This window comes from Pseudomonas sp. R11-23-07 (assembly GCF_003852295.1).
Classification (GTDB): domain Bacteria; phylum Pseudomonadota; class Gammaproteobacteria; order Pseudomonadales; family Pseudomonadaceae; genus Aquipseudomonas.
The window spans coordinates 3,734,100-3,750,334 of sequence record NZ_CP027761.1; the positions used below are offsets into that span (position 1 = coordinate 3,734,100).

A 16,235-nucleotide genomic window follows, 5' to 3' on the forward strand; every position below is an offset into this window, starting at 1 on the left:
TGTCAGGATCGCCGGGCTGCGCTCCAGTTCGAGGCAAGGGTTGTGTACCCGCGCCTGGCATACACTACGAAAAAGCCGCGCCATTCGGTCAGTGCTGCAATCAGGCCGCGGGCCACCCTCACTATCGTGCGAGTGCTCCCGCTTTGCGCAGCCTGGGGCAGGCCCGTGAGCGCAACGGCCAACGCCTCAATCCCGGTCGCGGCCCAGTACGTCCACACCTGATTGAACATTCTACTCAGCCCGCCGTGCATCAGCGCCGCAGGGTCCGGCGCCTGCACGGTCAGGCCATGGGAATCGTGGGCGGCCGTGGGGTGACCGCTACGAATCATCGCTCCCATCGCCCCATCGTAGGCTTCAACTGCGGGGGACACATTGGGTTGCATCAGCGCAGGCAGTTCGCCGCCGTACACCGCGTTGGCGACGGTGGCGACCGCGTACGCTGCCGTCGCGCCGGCGGTGCGGCCGAGCCTGGCCCGCAGGGGCGTGCTGCCCCAGGATGACCCGCTGCCGTGACCACGCATGACCTGCTGCACCAGTTCCCTGGAGAGCGAGCGAACATGCCCGCTCAACCGTTGCACCGCTATGGGGTCCCACTGTTCCTCGGTTTGAACGCTCAGCGTGTCAACCTGGATGGCATAAGCAGCGCCCACAAGGCTTGCCGAAATAACACCGATCTGTGGCGCCATGCGGGTCCAGTTACCGGCGATACCGGCGCTCATATGGAACGTGGCCAGGGCATCCAGCGCGGCGACGCTATAGCGCAAGGCCTGATTGCGTTCCGGCGTGGGCTGGAGGGTGCTGAATACCGCCAGCTCGACACCCGTCGCGACGGCATTGGCGATATAGGTGGATAAACCATCGCGAATCGCGGCCGACGAGGCCGCTTGTATCCTCGAGCGCATAATCCACCCTATATTCGCCAGCCTGCGGCTGATGGAAAGCCTGCGTATTTGTTTGTCCCGGGGCGCCTCCAAAGCCGGGGTTGCGGCCAGCCCTTGCGCATCGTCCCTGGTGACCGGGTTACCGCCAACCATCGCGTACAGGTTCAAGCCATCGGCATCGCCGGTCGGGTCCGGGCTGATCCAGCGGCATAACCACGGTGCGTAGTACCTGTAGCCGTAGTAAGACAGCCCGCTGGCATCGCGCTCCTTGCCTGAATAACGGATGAACCGGTAACTCGCCTCGCTGGCGTTTTTCGCCGCCCACCACGCGGTCCCACCATAGGGGTAATAACTTTCCTGGCTGAGCAGTTGCGCCTGCTCGCCCAGTTCCAGGCTGCTGCTGCCCAAGTGGTCCGACAAGCCGTAACGGATCTGCGCGTCCTGGCGCCCTCCCGAAGGGTGGCGATCCCAAAGCAGGACACGGACGGTGGTGGTTCCGGCATCGAGGTTGAGGACATTCAGTTGCTCCCCCGTAGCGCTGTCATGGCGAATTTCCAGTCCCGGCAAGTAGCGCACCTCGGCGGTGTGCATCACGCCCCGGGCCTGGGCGACCCGGCGTTTGAGGATGCGCTGGCCGGTGGCATCGTAGGCGTAGCGTTCTTCATCGTCGTTGCCGCCCGCACGCCGCACCTGCGTGAGGCGCACCAGTTGATTGCGCACATCCCAGCCCATCGGATGGTCGCCTGCCAGCGCTTGCAGGTTGCCGTTGCGGTCAAAGCCCTGGCCCAACCCCGGCGCGCTGTTGCCATCGGCCTGGGGCCGAAAATGATTGCTGCCTGCGGCCACGCTCATCTGCCGCGTGAAGCCCGTGCCGCTGCTGGGCACATGTTGCAACGTGAGCACGTTGCCGGCGGCGTCATAGCTGAACCGCTGGGTGTAGCGACGCCATACACTGTCGTCAGTCGAGCCAAACGCTACCCTGGCCGGTAACGCCGAACCTCCCGGGTTACCGGCGGTTTCGCGGCCGGTGGCCTTGGTCAGTTGCGACAACGTGTCGTACTCATAAAGGCTGGCCGAACCGACTTGGGTGTTGCTGGACCATTGCGTCGGCTGGGCAAGGTCGTCGATCCGCACGACATTGCCAACGCCGTCATAGGCGTAGCGCAGGTCTTGCAGCGTCGCACCCGGTTGTGCGGGCAGATGGGCAGTCATCTGCCGCAAGCGACCATCGAACTCACGGTAGTGCATGGCCCGCACAACGCCATTGCCGGCGCGTTCGCCAAGCACCTGGCCGGCGGCGTTGTAGCGGCGATCGCCCAGCACCTGCGTACGCATGCCGCCTCTGGGCGTCACAGCGATACTCGCCGGTTGGCCGTCAATGCCGTAGGCGTAGTCGAAGCGATTGCCCTTGGCGTCCGTGTGATGCAACCGCTCACCCAGGGCGTTAAACCCCACGGATGTCTGGAACGTCTCGGCCTCCAGGCGCTGCTCGCGTTGTGCATCGGGCTCCGGCCAATCCAGTGCGGCACCCGCCAGCCGGAAGCGTCGGGTTTGCTGCGCAACCTGCGCGTGCAGCCCATACGCCTCGTGGAACAATGAGCCGCCGCCGTCATCGTGGCGAATCACCCGGCCACAGCGGTTGCGTGCGGCCTCTTCAGCCGAGGATAAAGCATAGGCAAGACGCTCGACGCACCGCGCTTGCTCATCAATGGCCGCCTGCTCGAACACGGCGACCGGACGCAGATACTGATCGTAGCGATGAGCCTGGTGCGCGCCCCGCCCATCCCATTCTTCGAGTAAATGCCCGGCCTCCCCCAGCAGCGTCAGCCGCCAGCCGGCATCCACGCTGTCGGTGCGCAACGCTTGTCCGCCAAGGCTATAGACCGTGCGTTGATTGGGCGCAGTGTCCGGCTGTGCGCGGGCCAACTGCAACAAACGCGGGTCCCATTGTTCAATCATCAAGCCCGTACTGCCAAACACCTGGCGATGAACGCGCACCTGCGGTTCAACCTCTGCACGTGCGCGGTGGTAGTTGATGTTACGAACAATTAACCCACGCGGGTCGACTGCGGCCAGGGACGGCGTGTTTCGATGGATGGAATCAGGCATGACCTCAAGACCTTATTTGCTGAATAAGTAGTCCTGAAAGCCTAGGGATGGGGGGTGGAGCAAGGTGGTGCTGGGGGATGTTTTGTGTATCCGGGTACTGGCATCGCCCCGACCCGCTCGCGCGGGTCGAGGCTGCGCTCAATGCCCGCCGGCGCAGGTCGGCGAAGCCGGCGCTGCGTCGATATTCGCCCATTCTTCAGGCGTGTAGGTATGCAGCGCCAGCGCATGAAACTCGTTCATCAGGTCACCCAGGCTGGCGTAGACCTTCTGGTGGCGCTTGACGCGGTTGAGCCCCTCGAATTGCTGGCTGACCAGCACGGCCTTGAAGTGGGTCTGCAACCCACGGCTGTGCATGTGGCTCTCATCCAGCACACTCAAGTGTTGCGGGTTCAGGGCGGCGAGTGCCGTTTCGATACGCTGTTGCATGGTCATTTCTGCTTACTTCTTCTTGGCCGGTGCGGCGGCTTTTGGCGTCAGCTCGTTGGTCATGTCTTCCAACAGCTTGTTCACCACCGGCACGGCGCTTTCCAGCTTGGCCTGGGTCATCTGGGCCGATTGCTGGGTCAGTTGCGGCATTTTTTCCAGGACTTTCTTGCCCAGTGGCGACTGGTAGAAAGCAACCAGGTCCTTGAGCTCCGATTCGCTGAAGTTGGTGGTGTAGAGCTTGACCATGTCCGGCTTCAGCTTCGGCCAGCCGATAGCCTGGTCCAGGGCGGCATTGGCCTTGGCCTGGTAGCTGTCGAGGACCGACTGCTTGGCGGCAGGCGCCTTGGTCTGTTCGAAACGCTGGGCGAACATTTGTTGCACTTGCATGTATACCGGGGTACCCAGCTTGTCAGCGTGGGCCAGGGTAAGGAAGGCTTCGGCACTGGCGTTGTGGCTGGCGGTATCGGCAAAAACCTGGCCGCTGGCGCAAACCAGAGCAACCGCGGTACAGATGGCACGAAGACGAGTCATCGAGTTTCCTTTCTAGCAGGCGAGGTAAAACCCCAAGGGCGACCATTCTGCGCCTAAAAAACCTCGCGGCTCAACCCCAGGCCTTGTCGGGCCTGGTTTTGCGGGGGGCAAATCCGATGAAGCGTGTTTTTTGGAACCCCCTGGGCCGATCACAGCCTAAACTGCGCAAACGAACCTGAAGGAGTGTGCCCGATGAGCCGTATCGAAACTGACAGCCTGGGAGACGTCCACGTCCCGGATGACGCTTACTGGGGCGCCCAGACCCAACGTTCGCTGGTGAACTTCGCCATCGGCGAACAGCGCATGCCGCTCGCGGTGCTGCATGCCCTGGCCCTGATCAAGAAGGCGGCTGCACGGGTCAACGACCGTAACGGCGACTTGCCCGCCGATATCGCCCGCCTGATCGAACAGGCCGCCGACGAAGTGCTGGACGGCCAGCACGACGACCAGTTCCCACTGGTGGTGTGGCAGACCGGCAGCGGCACCCAGAGCAACATGAACGCCAACGAAGTGATCGCCGGCCGCGCCAATGAACTGGCCGGCAACAACCGCGGCGGCAAAAGCCCGGTGCACCCCAACGACCATGTGAACCGCTCACAGAGCTCCAATGACTGCTTCCCCACGGCCATGAGCATTGCCACCGTCAAGGCGGTTCACGAGCAGTTGCTGCCGGCCATCACGGTGTTGTCCGGTGGGCTGGCGGAATTGGCGGCGCGGCATATGAAGCTGGTCAAGACCGGCCGCACCCACATGATGGACGCAACACCGATCACCTTCGGCCAGGAAGTCTCGGCGTTTATCGCACAGCTGGACTACGCCGAACGCGCCATCCGCAGCGCCCTGCCCGCCGTGTGCGAGCTGGCCCAGGGCGGCACCGCCGTCGGCACCGGGCTCAATTCACCCCACGGCTTTGGCGAAGCGATTGCCGCCGAGCTGGCGGCGTTGTCGGGCTTGCCGTTCGTCACAGCACCGAACAAATTCGCCGCTCTCTCCGGCCATGAGCCGCTGGTGACCTTGCACGGCGCGCTGAAAACCCTCGCCGTGGCGCTGATGAAACTGGCCAACGACCTGCGCCTGCTGGGCTCCGGCCCTCGCGCCGGGCTGGCCGAAGTCAAATTGCCAGCCAACGAACCGGGCAGCTCGATCATGCCCGGCAAGGTCAACCCCACCCAGTGCGAAGCGCTGTCGATGCTGGCCTGCCAGGTGCTGGGAAACGACGTGACCATTGGCATCGCCGCAAGCCAGGGGCACCTGCAGTTGAACGTGTACAAACCGGTGATCATCCACAACCTGCTGGAATCGATCCGCCTGCTGGCCGATGGCTGCAACAACTTCCAGGAACACTGCATCGCCGGCCTCGAACCGGACGCCGAACAGATGGCCGAACACCTGGAACGCGGGCTGATGCTGGTGACCGCGCTGAACCCGCATATCGGCTATGACAAATCCGCGCAGATCGCCAAGAAGGCCTATGCCGAAGGGCTGACACTGCGCGAAGCGGCGCTGGCGCTGGGCTATCTGACCGATGAGCAGTTCGACCAGTGGGTACGCCCGGAAAATATGCTGGAAGCCGGGCACTAAAAGCCTGGGGTAAGTGCAAATTTGGGAGAGGGGCTCGCCTTAATGCCAGTCAGTTAAGGCTCTTTGGAGCGAGCGTGCTCGCGAAGAACTCAAAGCCAACGCGTTTATCCAGAATGAACGAGTTGCCTGGGCGTTTTTCGCGAGCAAGCTCGCTCCTACAGTGCCCCCGATGCCATAGGTATCTACACAAGTTTGTAGCAGCCTACGGTCACCACGATGCGAAGCGAGCCGCTCTTGATCTTGATCCTGCCCTTGATCTTGGGCGCCCCGTTAAACCACGCTGGCCGAACGCAGGTTTGAATCCGTGGGTAACCCGGCAGGACGCCGGGTTAGCCGCCCTGCGCCATGGATGGCGCATGGCGGCGGCCCACGGATTCAAGCCTGCGTTCGGGCATGCCGAGCCTAGGCGAGGCACCGAGTGGTGGGGCGAGGACCTTTTGGTTACTTTTGGGTCCTTCCAAAAGTGACACGCTGTAAAAAGCGGAACCGCCAGCCGCCGTTACCGCAGCAACGGATATGTACTCGCTCTGATCCAGCATCATGGTCGGCTGCCAGGCCGCCATCGGGAGCAAGCCCCCTCCCACATTTGGATCGGCGTACCGCTCAAATACTCATGAAGCCATGCGCAATCGCCGGGCCCTGAGCCCGGCCATCAATGACGGCGCCAATGCCACCATCGCCGAGCCGATCACCACCACCAGCGCGCCAAAATACCCCAAGGCATTGATCGCTTCGGCCTGCACAAACTCCGGCCACAGCCACGCCGCCAACGCCACCGCCACAAAGGTCACCAGCGGCGTCAGCGCCAGGGTCGCACTCACCCGTGAGGCCTCCCAGTGGGCCAGCGCCTCGGCAAACGCGCCGTACGCCACCAGGGTGTTCATGCAGCACGCCAGCAGCAGCCAACCCTGCAGCGGGCTCAGTTGCAGCGCCTCCAGCGGGTGCGCCCAGGGTGTCAGCAACACGGCGCACGACAGGTAGATCACCATCATCACCTGCAGCGAATTCCACACGGTCAACAACTGTTTCTGGCCCAGGGCGTAAAACACCCAGATGCTGGTCGCCAGCAGGACGGTCAGTACCCCGGCGGTGTAGCTGCCCATCGAGGTGAGCAGCTCCAGCAGGCGCTGGTTGAAGAACAGCCCGAAGCCAACGATCAATATCACCAGCCCCGCGCCCTGCCCCAGGCTGAAACGCTCCTTGAACACAAACACACTGGCAACCATCAGAAAAATCGGCCCCATCTGCACCACCAGTTGCGCGGTGCCGGGGCTGAGCATTTTCAGGCCGACCAGATACAACACGTAGTTGCCGACCAGCCCGCACACCGCCATCGCCACCAGCCAGCCGCCCTTGGGGCCGAGCACCTTGCGACCGGGCAAACGCCGGGTCGCGGCGAGGTAAACAAACAAGCAACTGCCGGCCACTATCAGGCGAAACCAGGTGACGGTGATCGGGTCCATCACCTGCAAGACCTGTTTGAGCTTGATCGGCAGAATGCCCCAGAGCAGCGCGGTCAACAGGGTCAGGAAAAAACCGTAGACCCAGCGGCCGGAAGAAATGTGCATGAGTGCCCCAGATGCCAGAGGAATTGGAACCGGCATTCTAGGGGCAGGCGGTGCGCTTTGGGTATCACGCTGTGTTCATGGCACGCCCATCACCAGTACCCCGCTGCCGCTGATGGGGCCTGCGGCCGGCAATGAACCCGCTCGACGTACCAGGGAAAATGCCACGTCGTCGGCGCCCGTGCTGTTAGTGATGCGGGTCAGGAACGAACCGTTCACAGCCACCGCTGCGCCGCCGCGAACAAGCGCCGTGCCCACATCCCCATTGGTCATCATCAGCAGGCGTGAATCGAACGAAGAGCGGGTGCCCTTGTAAGTAATGGTGATGGGTGTATTGATCCCGCCATCCGGGCACGAATAGGTCAGCCTGCGGTTGCTGACGATAGTGGATGTCAGCGGGTCGGTGCCGATGGCCCGCTGGTGCACGTTGCCGAAGTTGATCTCGATGGGGTTGTTGTTATTGATCGTGCAGGTAGACGGGGAAACGGTGAAATTGTTGGCCGCGGTATACCTGACGGTGAGTTGCGGTCGAGTGCCGTCGTAGTTGTTCGAACTGGTGAGACGCAACAGACCAAGGTCGTCGCCAATTCGCACATCGAACGGGTTGGAGGGATAGTTACGTAGCAGAATATAGGGGGTGACATTGATCAGATGAACGCTCCCGTTGTTGGGGATGGTGACGATGCCGATACCCGACGGCACCGGCGTGTTGAGGAAAGCGCCATTGATGCGTAACCCGGTTCTTTCGCTTGCGAATTTCGGGCCGGGCGTCCAGGCGGTGCCTACCGTACTCCCGGTTGTCCAATAGTCCGCATGCCAGGCAGGGCCGCCGCTGTAGGTGAATCGACATTCCAGCCGTGCGCCTTCCAGCATAATCCTGCTGCGGTCGGCACTCAGAGTGACGGTAACGGGGACCTGCAGGTTCGGGTTGCCATTTTGCCAGGGGCCGCCATTGACACGGCAATCGACAGCGTGCGCGGTCGTGGTTATACCCGTCAGAACGAGAAGCACCAAGGCTCCAGATAGTCGTTGCATCTTGAACTCCATCAAACATCTGAAATGAGAGCACGTCCCTGTAAGAGCGGGCTTGCTCGCGAATGCGGTGGGTCAATCAGGTGGTTATCAACTGACACACCGTATTCGCGAACAAGCCCGCGCCGGCATGTGGAGCTGCACGCATCAGGGCACGCCCATGACAAGTACGCCGCTCCCGCTTATGGGCCCTGAGGCCGGTAGCGACCCATTGCGTCGAACCAGAGAAAACGTCACATCATCCCCCCCTACGCTATTGGTGATCTGGGTCCGGAACGAACCGTTCACAGGCACCGCTGAGCCCGCGCGAATCAGCGCCGTGCCCACGTCTGGATTGGTCATCCGCAGCAGCCGTGGGTCGAACGAAGACGGGCTGCCTTTGTAGGTGATGGTGATGGGTGTATTGATCCCGCCATCGGGGCATAAATAGGTGAGCCTGCGGTTGCTGACGATGGAGGACGTCAGCGGGTCCGTGCCGATGGCCCGCTGATGCACGTTGCCGAAATCGATCTCGATGGGCGCGTTGTTGTTGATCGTGCAGGTTGAGGGGGACACGGAAAAGTTATTCGCCGCAAGGTACGTGAGCGCAAGCACCGTGCTGGTGCCGTTGTAGTTGTTTGTCTGACGCAGGCGCAGCACGCCCAGGTTATCCCCTATCCGCACGTCGACCGGGTTCGTCGGGTTGTTGCGTATCAGGATGTAGGGCGTGACGTCGATGGGGACGCCCACACCGTTGTTGGGCATGACCGCCAACTGGATGTCATACGGCACCGGGGTATTGAGGTAAGCACCGTTGATGCGCAAGCCGGTGCCCAGCTGAGTGAATTTGGCGCCGGGCGTCCACGCAGGCCCGGCCTGTGTGGCGGTCCGCCACAAGTCCACGAACGAGGGAAAAGGCTGGCCCGGGGTGAATCGGCATTCCAACCGGGCTCCTTCGAGGTAGATACGCGAGTTATCCGAACCCGGTTGCACCATGACGGGCACCTGCAAGTTCAGCGTACCGCCTGCACCCACATACACCCACCTGCCACCATTCACACGGCAATCGGCGGCTGTCACAGCGGTACTCACACCGGTCGATACCAGAAGCACGGTGGCGCCAAATAATCGTTTCATCTTGAGCTCTCATTCCTCTGCCCTACCCAGGCCCAGCGCTATGGATAGTCCAACGTGAACGTTGAGGTCACCGTGTACGCACCGTGCCCGATGGTCTGATCCGCGATGGCTGTCGGCTCGCCCTGCACATAGGCCTTGAGCTCGATGGCATTGCTGCCGTCGCTCAACACCTGCTCGTCGCTGACGGCATTCAGGGGCAAGGGTTTATCGCTTAAGGTCTCGATGCCGACGCCAATGCCAGAGGCGCCGCTGCCACCGTCCAGCGCGAGCAGACCGGGAAGTTCTGTGTTTTCCCTACCGCCGAAGGTGATGGTCACCGAGTTGCCGATCGTGGTGTCGCAGTCTTCCAGGTGCAGCTTGAAACGCTTACCCACCGAGCGCGTGTTGATATAGAGGTGTTTGCTGGTCAGGTCCCAGAGTTCCAGCGTGATTGCCTCGTCGCCAGGGCGCAGGGTGCAGGCTTCTTCGACCAGGTTGCCTTTGAAACGCAGATTGTCCGCCGCGTGCCCCGTGGGCATCAGGCCGCAGATGAGCAGGAGTGCCAGGCCGTGCTTTTGAACCCGTTGATATCGCATCGATTCAGCTCCTACTGGTATTCGGCCAACAACGTGGCCACCGCCGTGAAACTGGCGGGAGGCAGCGTTGCGCCGGGCTGTTGCACCGGCACCACCTCCAATGTCGGCGGTGACGACAGGGTGATATCCAGCGGCGTATTGAGTGAAAATGGCAGGTCATTCTGAAAAACCCGAATGCCCAGCGCCGGCACGCTGGTCTGCACCGCTGCACCATCAAACGCCGTGGGGGTGCCGTTGACGCTCAGTTTCAGCGCCCACGGCAGCGTGTCGGTGCCGCAGTTGATCGCGTAGCCGACGCCCCTGCGATACCTCACACCGTCGACGCGTTTTACCCCGACATCGCCAAAGTCGACTTCAATGGTGTTGCCCGTATCGATGGTGCAGGGCGGCGGCTCATTCAACGTGCCGCTGAACGTCACGTTGGCCGACGCGCCACTGCACAGGCCGATGGCCCACAGGGCGAGCAACGCTCGCGGCTGCCAAGCTGTCATGGGTCGTTCCTCTTGTTATCCGTAGCCGTTTTATCGGTAGCCATCATTGGTAATCGACCACCAGAGTCGCGGCGGCATCGAAGGCCCCGCCGGTCAGCGTGCTGCCCGCACGCTTGACCGGCACCGCCTGTACCACGGGGAAATTGGGGTAGGTAAAACTCACTGCCGTATTCAGCGGCCAGTCCGCGCCATTCACAAACAGCCTGACCCCAAGATCGGCCTTGCGGGTCGAAAGCACACGACTGTCAAACGACGCCACCGTGCCCTTGAGTTCAAGGGTCAGCGCATTGCTGAACGGCGAATCACAGGTGACGGTATACGGCACATCGCGACGGTAGTTGACCCCGTCGACCCGTGACGTCTGCAGGTCATTGCCAAACGGCACGTCAAGCGTACTGCCACCGTTGATAACGCACGGCGGAGGCGCAATGATCACCGCGCGAATGGTCAAGCTGGTCTCGGCCTGCACGCCCTGACAGACCGCCAGCAACACGCCGCCGGCGATCAAACCGATTGATTTAGCCATCGCTGCACCCTTATTCATAATTGAGCCTGACTTCCACGACGGCCCTGAATGCCCCGCTGGTCAACGGCGCAGCGGTGCGCGTGGGCCGCACATTCCAGGTCTGGGTATTGCGGCCCACGGGCAAAAACAGCGGCTGACCGCGTGTGCCCAGTTGCACGTCCCGGCCGAGGGCATCGGTCAACTGCAGGCCCATGCCGGTGACGCCCTGCACTTTGACCAGCCGTGGATCGTCGGCATCGGCCGGCGCCTCGAACAGCACCGACAGCACCGGTTGGTAGGCGCTCCAGGTCAGGTTCCCCGTACGCTCATTGCGTATGCGGCCGGCGGTGCGCAGACAATCGGTGAACCGCAGCTGAAAGGCCTTGGCGGTCGCCTGGTCACCGGGGCGTTGCAACTGGCTGGTCGACACCGCGTCCAGATCGACGGTCTGGTGCAGGGAGCTCATTTCCAGGCTGCAAGGCGACTCATGCATGGAGCCGAGCACATTGAGCATGCCGCTCATGCCTTCGATATCCTCTTCATCCGCCGCCTGTGCCCCCATCGCCATGACCCATAACAGGCCGCCCAGGACCTTCACTTTTTGCGACTTCATGACGTTCTCCAGCAGCATTACTCGTTCGCCGGCGCGGCCTGGGGGTTCACCCTGCAAGTGTCGCCCGTGCAACTGAAGGCCAGCACCGGGCGCCCGCCATAATCGTTTACATAGGCCAGATAAGGGCTTGCCCCCAGCGCCTTGGCCGTGGCGCCCAGGGTCAACGCACCCTTGGGTGGCACCATCAGCGGCGTGAAGCCCGGCACGGTTTTGCCATCCTTGCTGCTGCGCGCATCCACCAGGGTCACGTAATACGGCGTCGGGTTGTTCACCCGGTATTGATCGCCTTCACGGGTCAGGGTCAGCTTCTCCTGCCAGGGGTTGGACAGGTCCTGCTGGCTTGGCGCAATGGCTTGCGGCCGGTAGAACAACTTGATGCGGGTTTGCAGGGCAATCTGCAGGGTGTTGGACTTATCACTGCGCGGCGGGATCTCCCGCAGGTTGAAGTAGTACACCGTCTCCCGGTCCTGCGGCAGCGCCTTGGCCGCCGGCAATGCCTGGACTTTCACCTGGCTCTGTTTGCCCGGCTCCAAGCGTTGCACCGGTGGCAGCACGATCAACGGCGTGGTGATTTTCTGACCGGCTTCATCCTCGATCCAACCCTGGGCCAGATAGGGCAGCTGGGTGTTGTTGTTGGTGATGTTCACGCTGGTGGCGTCTTTGCCACCGTCGAAAATCACCCGGGTACGGTCCAGGCCCACCGCCGCGTTGGCGCTCTGGCTCAAGCCCAGGGCCAACAACGCAAAGGCCGGGAATGTGGAACGTGTGGTCGGTCTCATGAGGCTGTGTTCTCCGTATCGGTAGGCTTGCCGGTCAGCCCGGCGGGCTCGGGCAAGAAGGGGTCAGCGGCTACCACTTGGCAGCGCAATTGCAGGGCGTCGGTCAAGCCATCGGCGGGCAAGGTGGCGGGCAGCGTGAGCAGGCAGCGCTCGTCGCCGCCCCAACTGACGGACATCTGCTCGCCGGCCTGGATGCCGCTCAGGTAGACGTGGCCGCCGTCATTCACAATGCCGGTGTCTTGTTGCTTGAGGTTCTTCACCGTCGCGCCGAAGGGCGGCGAACTGCCATCCGCCAGGCGCAGCACCGCCATGGCTTTTTCGCCGGCGATCACGTCCAGCGAGCGATAACCGATCGCGCCTTCGGTGAGCGTCAGTTGCGTGACCGACTGAGTGGCTTCGACGTTGCTCGGCAGGCGCTCCAGATCGACACTGGCGGCGGTACGCTGATAACTACTGATATCCGAGATCACGGCCTTGCCGAAGGCATTGCTGCGCGTCGGCGCGCCATAACCGCGTACGGGCACATCGGGCACTCCGGTGGTGTCGACCATCAGGCGGGTGCCGCCAGTACTGGTGGTGCGATGGAGCGCGGCACCGTAGGCCGTGACCGTGGCCCCGCCGCGCGCAGAGACACTGAGGCTGCCGGAACCGCCCTGCTGCCTGCCGGCGCTCACATCGATGTCGGCGTGGTCGCCCATATGGCTCAGGTAACCGCTGGCGGAGGTGTCGCTCGCGCTGAGCTGATAGCTGTTGCGCTCATCGAGGCGGTCGCTGTAGCGCGTGGCAACATTGTTGTTGCCGGCGGCTCGACTGGCGTCCAGCGAGAGCGTGCCGGTACGCCCCAACGGCAGGCTGACCGTCAGCGCCATGCCGTTATCCTGATAGTTGTATTCCTGGGTGCGGTACATGTTCAGGGACAGGCTCATGTTCTTGACCGTGCCCACATTGAAGTAGCGCGACAGCGACAGGTTCCAGCGCTGCGTGTCCGGCCGATCCCAGTAGGTTTGCTTGTTGTAACTGGCGTAGACGGTGGCGCCCAGGTCACGAAACTGCTTGTTGACCGTCACCGTATACAGCGCCTTGCTGCCGCCGATCGGCTTCCACCCCTCATTGGGGTCCCGATAATCCCCTCGCCCGCCGAGTTCGCCGTTCAGCCCGTAATACCGGGCGTCCAGGTATTCACTCATGCTCAGGAAGTTCTTCTCGGAAAAGCGGTAGCCGGCGAACGTCACCTGGCTGTCGTACTGTTCGAAATTCTTGGAATATTGAAGGCGGTAGGATTTACCCGAGAGCGTCTCGTTCCACACGCTGGCATGGGACTGCGTGACATCCAGCGAGACGGCGCCGAACGCCAGCAAGTCGCGGCCCGCGCCCACGGATAACGCCCGATAGTTGTTATCGGTGATCCCCCCACCGAACAACGACCAGCCATTGCTCACGCCCCAGGAAAACTCTCCGGTACCGAAGACGTTGCCATCGGAGCCGTTCTGCAGATTGGACGGTCGCCCGCTCGCCAGCTTGTAGCGGACCTGGCCTGGGCGCGTCAGGTAAGGCACACCGGCGGTGTTGAGCTGGAAGGTCTGCACCGAACCGTCCTGTTCTTCCACGCGCACATCCAGCTTGCCGGTCACCGCATCATTGAGGTCCTGAATGCGAAAAGGACCGGCCGCGACCAGCGTCTCGTAGAGCACACGCCCCTGCTGGCTGATGATGACTTTCGCATTGGTCTTGGCCACCCCGACCACTTCCGGCGCGTAACCGCGCAAGTTGGGGGGCAGCTGGCTCTGATCCGAGTTGAGCGAAGCGCCGGTGAAGCGGAAGCTGTCGAACAGGTCCGAATACAGGTAGCTCTCACCCACCACCAGGCGCGCCTGCAGCGCAGGAATGGCGCGATACGCGTAGTAGCGGCTCCACTCCAGCTTCTGCGGCCCGGCCGCTTCCTGCCGGCCGCTCTCCACGCGCCCTTGCCAATCGGCCCTTATGCGCCAGGCGCCGGCATTGGCACCCACCGTGCCGTTGCCGCTGAGGTTTTTGCGCTGGCCGTCATTGCGCTGATAGTTGGACTGCGCCGTCAGGCTGTAGTCCACCAGTAGCCCCGGCACGCCCTCGTCCCATCGGGAAGGCGGATCCCAATGGAGGGCGTTGTACTCGAGGTATGCCTGGGGCAGGTTGATGCTCAGGGTCGAGGTGGCCAGATCGCCACTCACCTCCATGCCCGGCAAGCTGGTGATATCCAGGCACTCGCCGTCTTTCCACCAGGTCAGTTTGTCGGCTTCGGAGGCTTTCAGGCCCAGTTGCTCGACCAGACTGTGCGACAAACAGGCCTGGCTGCCCTTGGGGTCATTATCGGGGGGATAGAACGCCACCGATTGTTCAGGAATAGGCTGGGCGTTCAGTTGCACAGCCATTGTGTAAGTGCCTGGCAGAATGAAGCCGCTGCGCGCAAATCGAGACAAGTCGATATTAGTGCGATCACCCAGATCGAGAACGTCGGTATTGAACTCGATATCGCCAGCGCCCATTGCAGTGCCCGCCAGTGACATCAGCCCGCCCAACAGTCCGGGACGGAGCGTATTTTTGATTTTCGACGTATTCAACATGCAAGCCTGTCCATCACTGTTCAAAAGTATTCCAACTTGAACCGCACCGCGGCACTGTGAGCCCCGACTGCCAATGGCAAGCCGTTGCCGACCAGGAAAAACCGGTAGTTGAGTGTCATGTCGCCCTCCGCCAGCGGCACCGGCGCCATGCGTTGCCCCGGAAGGCTTTCCTCGCCGGCAGCGTCCACGATGTGCAGGGCAACCCCCTGCGACTCGCCAAAGACCGCGAAGGAAAGCCCTGCCCTGTCGGTGGGGCCATCGAACGTCACGCGCATGTGCTCCCAGTCCGGCAGGGTTTCACCTGGGCGCAACGGGTCGGGGCGGGTCAACGAGCAATTGACCAGACGCAACTGGAAGGGATGGTCTTCGCCCCGTGTGTTGCGCAGGAGCCGGCCAACCGGTTCGGGCGGCATCTCGATGGTTTGATCGATACTGGCCAATTCCAGCCCGCAGGCGGAATCAACCACTTCCCCTCCCAGCTGCACGACCCCATCGCCTTGCGCAGACGCCTGGGCGACCACGCAAGGGCTGATGAACGTCGTCAGTGAAGAGGCGATAGCCAGACGTAGGAATGTGTTCACCTGGATCTCCCGTCAGCGTTCCCCCGCCACACTGGGTGGCGGGGGCACAACTTACTGATAAGCCAAGGTGAAATTGGTGACCGCGCTGAAGTCGCCGGGCACGATCGGGGCGGTGGCGGCGCCTTGTACATAAGCACCGAATTCCAGGGTGTTATCCCCAGCGGCGATGATTTGCGGGGCGGTAGGTACGCCCAACTCAACCGGCGCGCCGCCGTGAGTCATCATGATGCCCACGCCGCCCGCGCCGCCGACCGTACCGATCGCGCCCGGTACAGCGCCGGATGGCGCACCGGTGAAGGTGGTGGTGACCGTATTGTCAGTGAGGCCCGTCAGGTCGCACCCTTCCAGTTCGATCAGCACGCGCCGGGCCTCCGACTTGCCCCCCGATTGCAACTGATGCTTGGCAATTGCCCCCAGGCGAACAGTTTGATCAACGGAGTCAGGCTTGATAGAGCAAGCGCCCGAATGGACCGACCCCAAAAACGTAACCGTTCCATCTGCCGCGTGCGCCATAGACACCGAACCCGCCAGCAGACCGACAGACAACAGCACAGCTTTCATTTTGGTTTTCATCTACAGATTCCCACTTAACAAGTGTCATTAAGAAGCCCTGTCACCGTTAGGCGCAGGGCTGGTTAAAAAGGCGGTTTCACCCATGCATTGAGGAGGATGTTCCTGAGCTGCTTTCCAACTTTTTGTATTGCATTTCAGGACTACACTCAACGCCGGGCAAGTGTCCGCTTCACACTTGAAGAAGTAAGCCAGCTGTTTCTTTTAACGATGTAGCCTTTGATATCAAGGCTTGCAGGAAAATTATGGCACTTTGCCAAAACTTTGAAATTGACTGAAG

The 16,235-nt window shown here is 62.1% G+C and carries 15 protein-coding genes; 1 reads left to right on the top strand and 14 read right to left on the bottom strand.

The window, feature by feature from the left end; translation table 11 throughout:
- Nucleotides 1–2 precede the first annotated feature (2 nt).
- The 3 genes from C4J84_RS17060 to C4J84_RS17070 form a co-directional block, all read right to left on the bottom strand.
- Entirely contained in the window at nt 3–2,990 is a 2,988-nt protein-coding gene (locus C4J84_RS17060) for an RHS repeat-associated core domain-containing protein (RefSeq protein WP_124435785.1), read from the bottom strand.
- Between the two features lie 138 nt (nt 2,991–3,128).
- Nucleotides 3,129–3,422: a BolA family transcriptional regulator gene (locus C4J84_RS17065; RefSeq protein ID WP_124363679.1), complete on the bottom strand. Its 294-nt coding sequence runs from the start codon at nt 3,420–3,422 to the stop codon at nt 3,129–3,131.
- Nucleotides 3,423–3,428: 6 nt separating this feature from the next.
- A complete protein-coding gene (locus C4J84_RS17070) occupies nt 3,429–3,947 on the bottom strand; it encodes a DUF2059 domain-containing protein (RefSeq protein ID WP_003236690.1) in 519 nt (172 codons plus the stop codon).
- Between the two features lie 192 nt (nt 3,948–4,139).
- Between C4J84_RS17070 and C4J84_RS17075 the strand changes: the two genes are divergently transcribed.
- A complete protein-coding gene (locus tag C4J84_RS17075; protein ID WP_124371345.1) occupies nt 4,140–5,528 on the top strand; it encodes a class II fumarate hydratase in 1,389 nt (462 codons plus the stop codon).
- 611 nt (nt 5,529–6,139) lie between these two features.
- Here C4J84_RS17075 and C4J84_RS17085 read toward each other — a convergent pair.
- From C4J84_RS17085 to C4J84_RS17135, 11 genes are all read right to left on the bottom strand, one after another.
- Complete coding sequence (locus C4J84_RS17085; RefSeq protein WP_124371346.1) at nt 6,140–7,096, bottom strand: DMT family transporter; 957 nt, start codon at nt 7,094–7,096, stop codon at nt 6,140–6,142.
- A 75-nt stretch (nt 7,097–7,171) separates the two neighbouring features.
- The gene (locus tag C4J84_RS17090; protein ID WP_124410427.1) at nt 7,172–8,128 is read right to left on the bottom strand and encodes a fimbrial protein; all 957 of its coding nucleotides are present in this window, start codon (nt 8,126–8,128) and stop codon (nt 7,172–7,174) included.
- 144 nt (nt 8,129–8,272) lie between these two features.
- Complete coding sequence (locus C4J84_RS17095; RefSeq protein WP_124435786.1) at nt 8,273–9,241, bottom strand: fimbrial protein; 969 nt, start codon at nt 9,239–9,241, stop codon at nt 8,273–8,275.
- A gap of 38 nt (nt 9,242–9,279) precedes the next feature.
- Complete coding sequence (locus C4J84_RS17100; RefSeq protein WP_124435787.1) at nt 9,280–9,816, bottom strand: fimbrial protein; 537 nt, start codon at nt 9,814–9,816, stop codon at nt 9,280–9,282.
- An 11-nt stretch (nt 9,817–9,827) separates the two neighbouring features.
- Nucleotides 9,828–10,307 carry a fimbrial protein gene (locus tag C4J84_RS17105; RefSeq protein ID WP_124367773.1) on the bottom strand — a complete coding sequence of 160 codons (480 nt, stop codon included), beginning with the start codon at nt 10,305–10,307 and terminating at the stop codon, nt 9,828–9,830.
- A gap of 43 nt (nt 10,308–10,350) precedes the next feature.
- Nucleotides 10,351–10,833, bottom strand: a complete 483-nt coding sequence (locus tag C4J84_RS17110; protein ID WP_124435788.1) for a fimbrial protein — start codon at nt 10,831–10,833, stop codon at nt 10,351–10,353.
- 10 nt (nt 10,834–10,843) lie between these two features.
- Nucleotides 10,844–11,425 (bottom strand): fimbrial protein, encoded by a 582-nt coding sequence (locus C4J84_RS17115; protein ID WP_124371352.1) that lies wholly within the window; start codon nt 11,423–11,425, stop codon nt 10,844–10,846.
- A 17-nt stretch (nt 11,426–11,442) separates the two neighbouring features.
- On the bottom strand, nt 11,443–12,204 hold the full coding sequence (locus C4J84_RS17120; protein WP_124435789.1) for a fimbria/pilus periplasmic chaperone: 762 nt from the start codon (nt 12,202–12,204) through the stop codon (nt 11,443–11,445).
- Nucleotides 12,201–14,804 carry an outer membrane usher protein gene (locus tag C4J84_RS17125; RefSeq protein ID WP_164487817.1) on the bottom strand — a complete coding sequence of 868 codons (2,604 nt, stop codon included), beginning with the start codon at nt 14,802–14,804 and terminating at the stop codon, nt 12,201–12,203. The genes C4J84_RS17120 and C4J84_RS17125 overlap by 4 nt, the downstream gene beginning before the upstream one ends.
- A gap of 20 nt (nt 14,805–14,824) precedes the next feature.
- On the bottom strand, nt 14,825–15,385 hold the full coding sequence (locus tag C4J84_RS17130; protein ID WP_124367777.1) for a fimbrial protein: 561 nt from the start codon (nt 15,383–15,385) through the stop codon (nt 14,825–14,827).
- A 51-nt stretch (nt 15,386–15,436) separates the two neighbouring features.
- Nucleotides 15,437–15,958: a fimbrial protein gene (locus C4J84_RS17135; RefSeq protein ID WP_124367778.1), complete on the bottom strand. Its 522-nt coding sequence runs from the start codon at nt 15,956–15,958 to the stop codon at nt 15,437–15,439.
- Nucleotides 15,959–16,235 lie beyond the last annotated feature (277 nt).

Coding starts and splice junctions, on each gene's coding strand:
- C4J84_RS17060 (WP_124435785.1), bottom strand. CDS start 2,990: ATGCCTGATTCCATCCATCGAAACACGCCGTCCCTGGCCGCAGTCGAC.
- C4J84_RS17065 (WP_124363679.1), bottom strand. CDS start 3,422: ATGACCATGCAACAGCGTATCGAAACGGCACTCGCCGCCCTGAACCCG.
- C4J84_RS17070 (WP_003236690.1), bottom strand. CDS start 3,947: ATGACTCGTCTTCGTGCCATCTGTACCGCGGTTGCTCTGGTTTGCGCC.
- C4J84_RS17075 (WP_124371345.1), top strand. CDS start 4,140: ATGAGCCGTATCGAAACTGACAGCCTGGGAGACGTCCACGTCCCGGAT.
- C4J84_RS17085 (WP_124371346.1), bottom strand. CDS start 7,096: ATGCACATTTCTTCCGGCCGCTGGGTCTACGGTTTTTTCCTGACCCTG.
- C4J84_RS17090 (WP_124410427.1), bottom strand. CDS start 8,128: ATGCAACGACTATCTGGAGCCTTGGTGCTTCTCGTTCTGACGGGTATA.
- C4J84_RS17095 (WP_124435786.1), bottom strand. CDS start 9,241: ATGAAACGATTATTTGGCGCCACCGTGCTTCTGGTATCGACCGGTGTG.
- C4J84_RS17100 (WP_124435787.1), bottom strand. CDS start 9,816: ATGCGATATCAACGGGTTCAAAAGCACGGCCTGGCACTCCTGCTCATC.
- C4J84_RS17105 (WP_124367773.1), bottom strand. CDS start 10,307: ATGACAGCTTGGCAGCCGCGAGCGTTGCTCGCCCTGTGGGCCATCGGC.
- C4J84_RS17110 (WP_124435788.1), bottom strand. CDS start 10,833: ATGGCTAAATCAATCGGTTTGATCGCCGGCGGCGTGTTGCTGGCGGTC.
- C4J84_RS17115 (WP_124371352.1), bottom strand. CDS start 11,425: ATGAAGTCGCAAAAAGTGAAGGTCCTGGGCGGCCTGTTATGGGTCATG.
- C4J84_RS17120 (WP_124435789.1), bottom strand. CDS start 12,204: ATGAGACCGACCACACGTTCCACATTCCCGGCCTTTGCGTTGTTGGCC.
- C4J84_RS17125 (WP_164487817.1), bottom strand. CDS start 14,804: ATGTTGAATACGTCGAAAATCAAAAATACGCTCCGTCCCGGACTGTTG.
- C4J84_RS17135 (WP_124367778.1), bottom strand. CDS start 15,958: ATGAAAACCAAAATGAAAGCTGTGCTGTTGTCTGTCGGTCTGCTGGCG.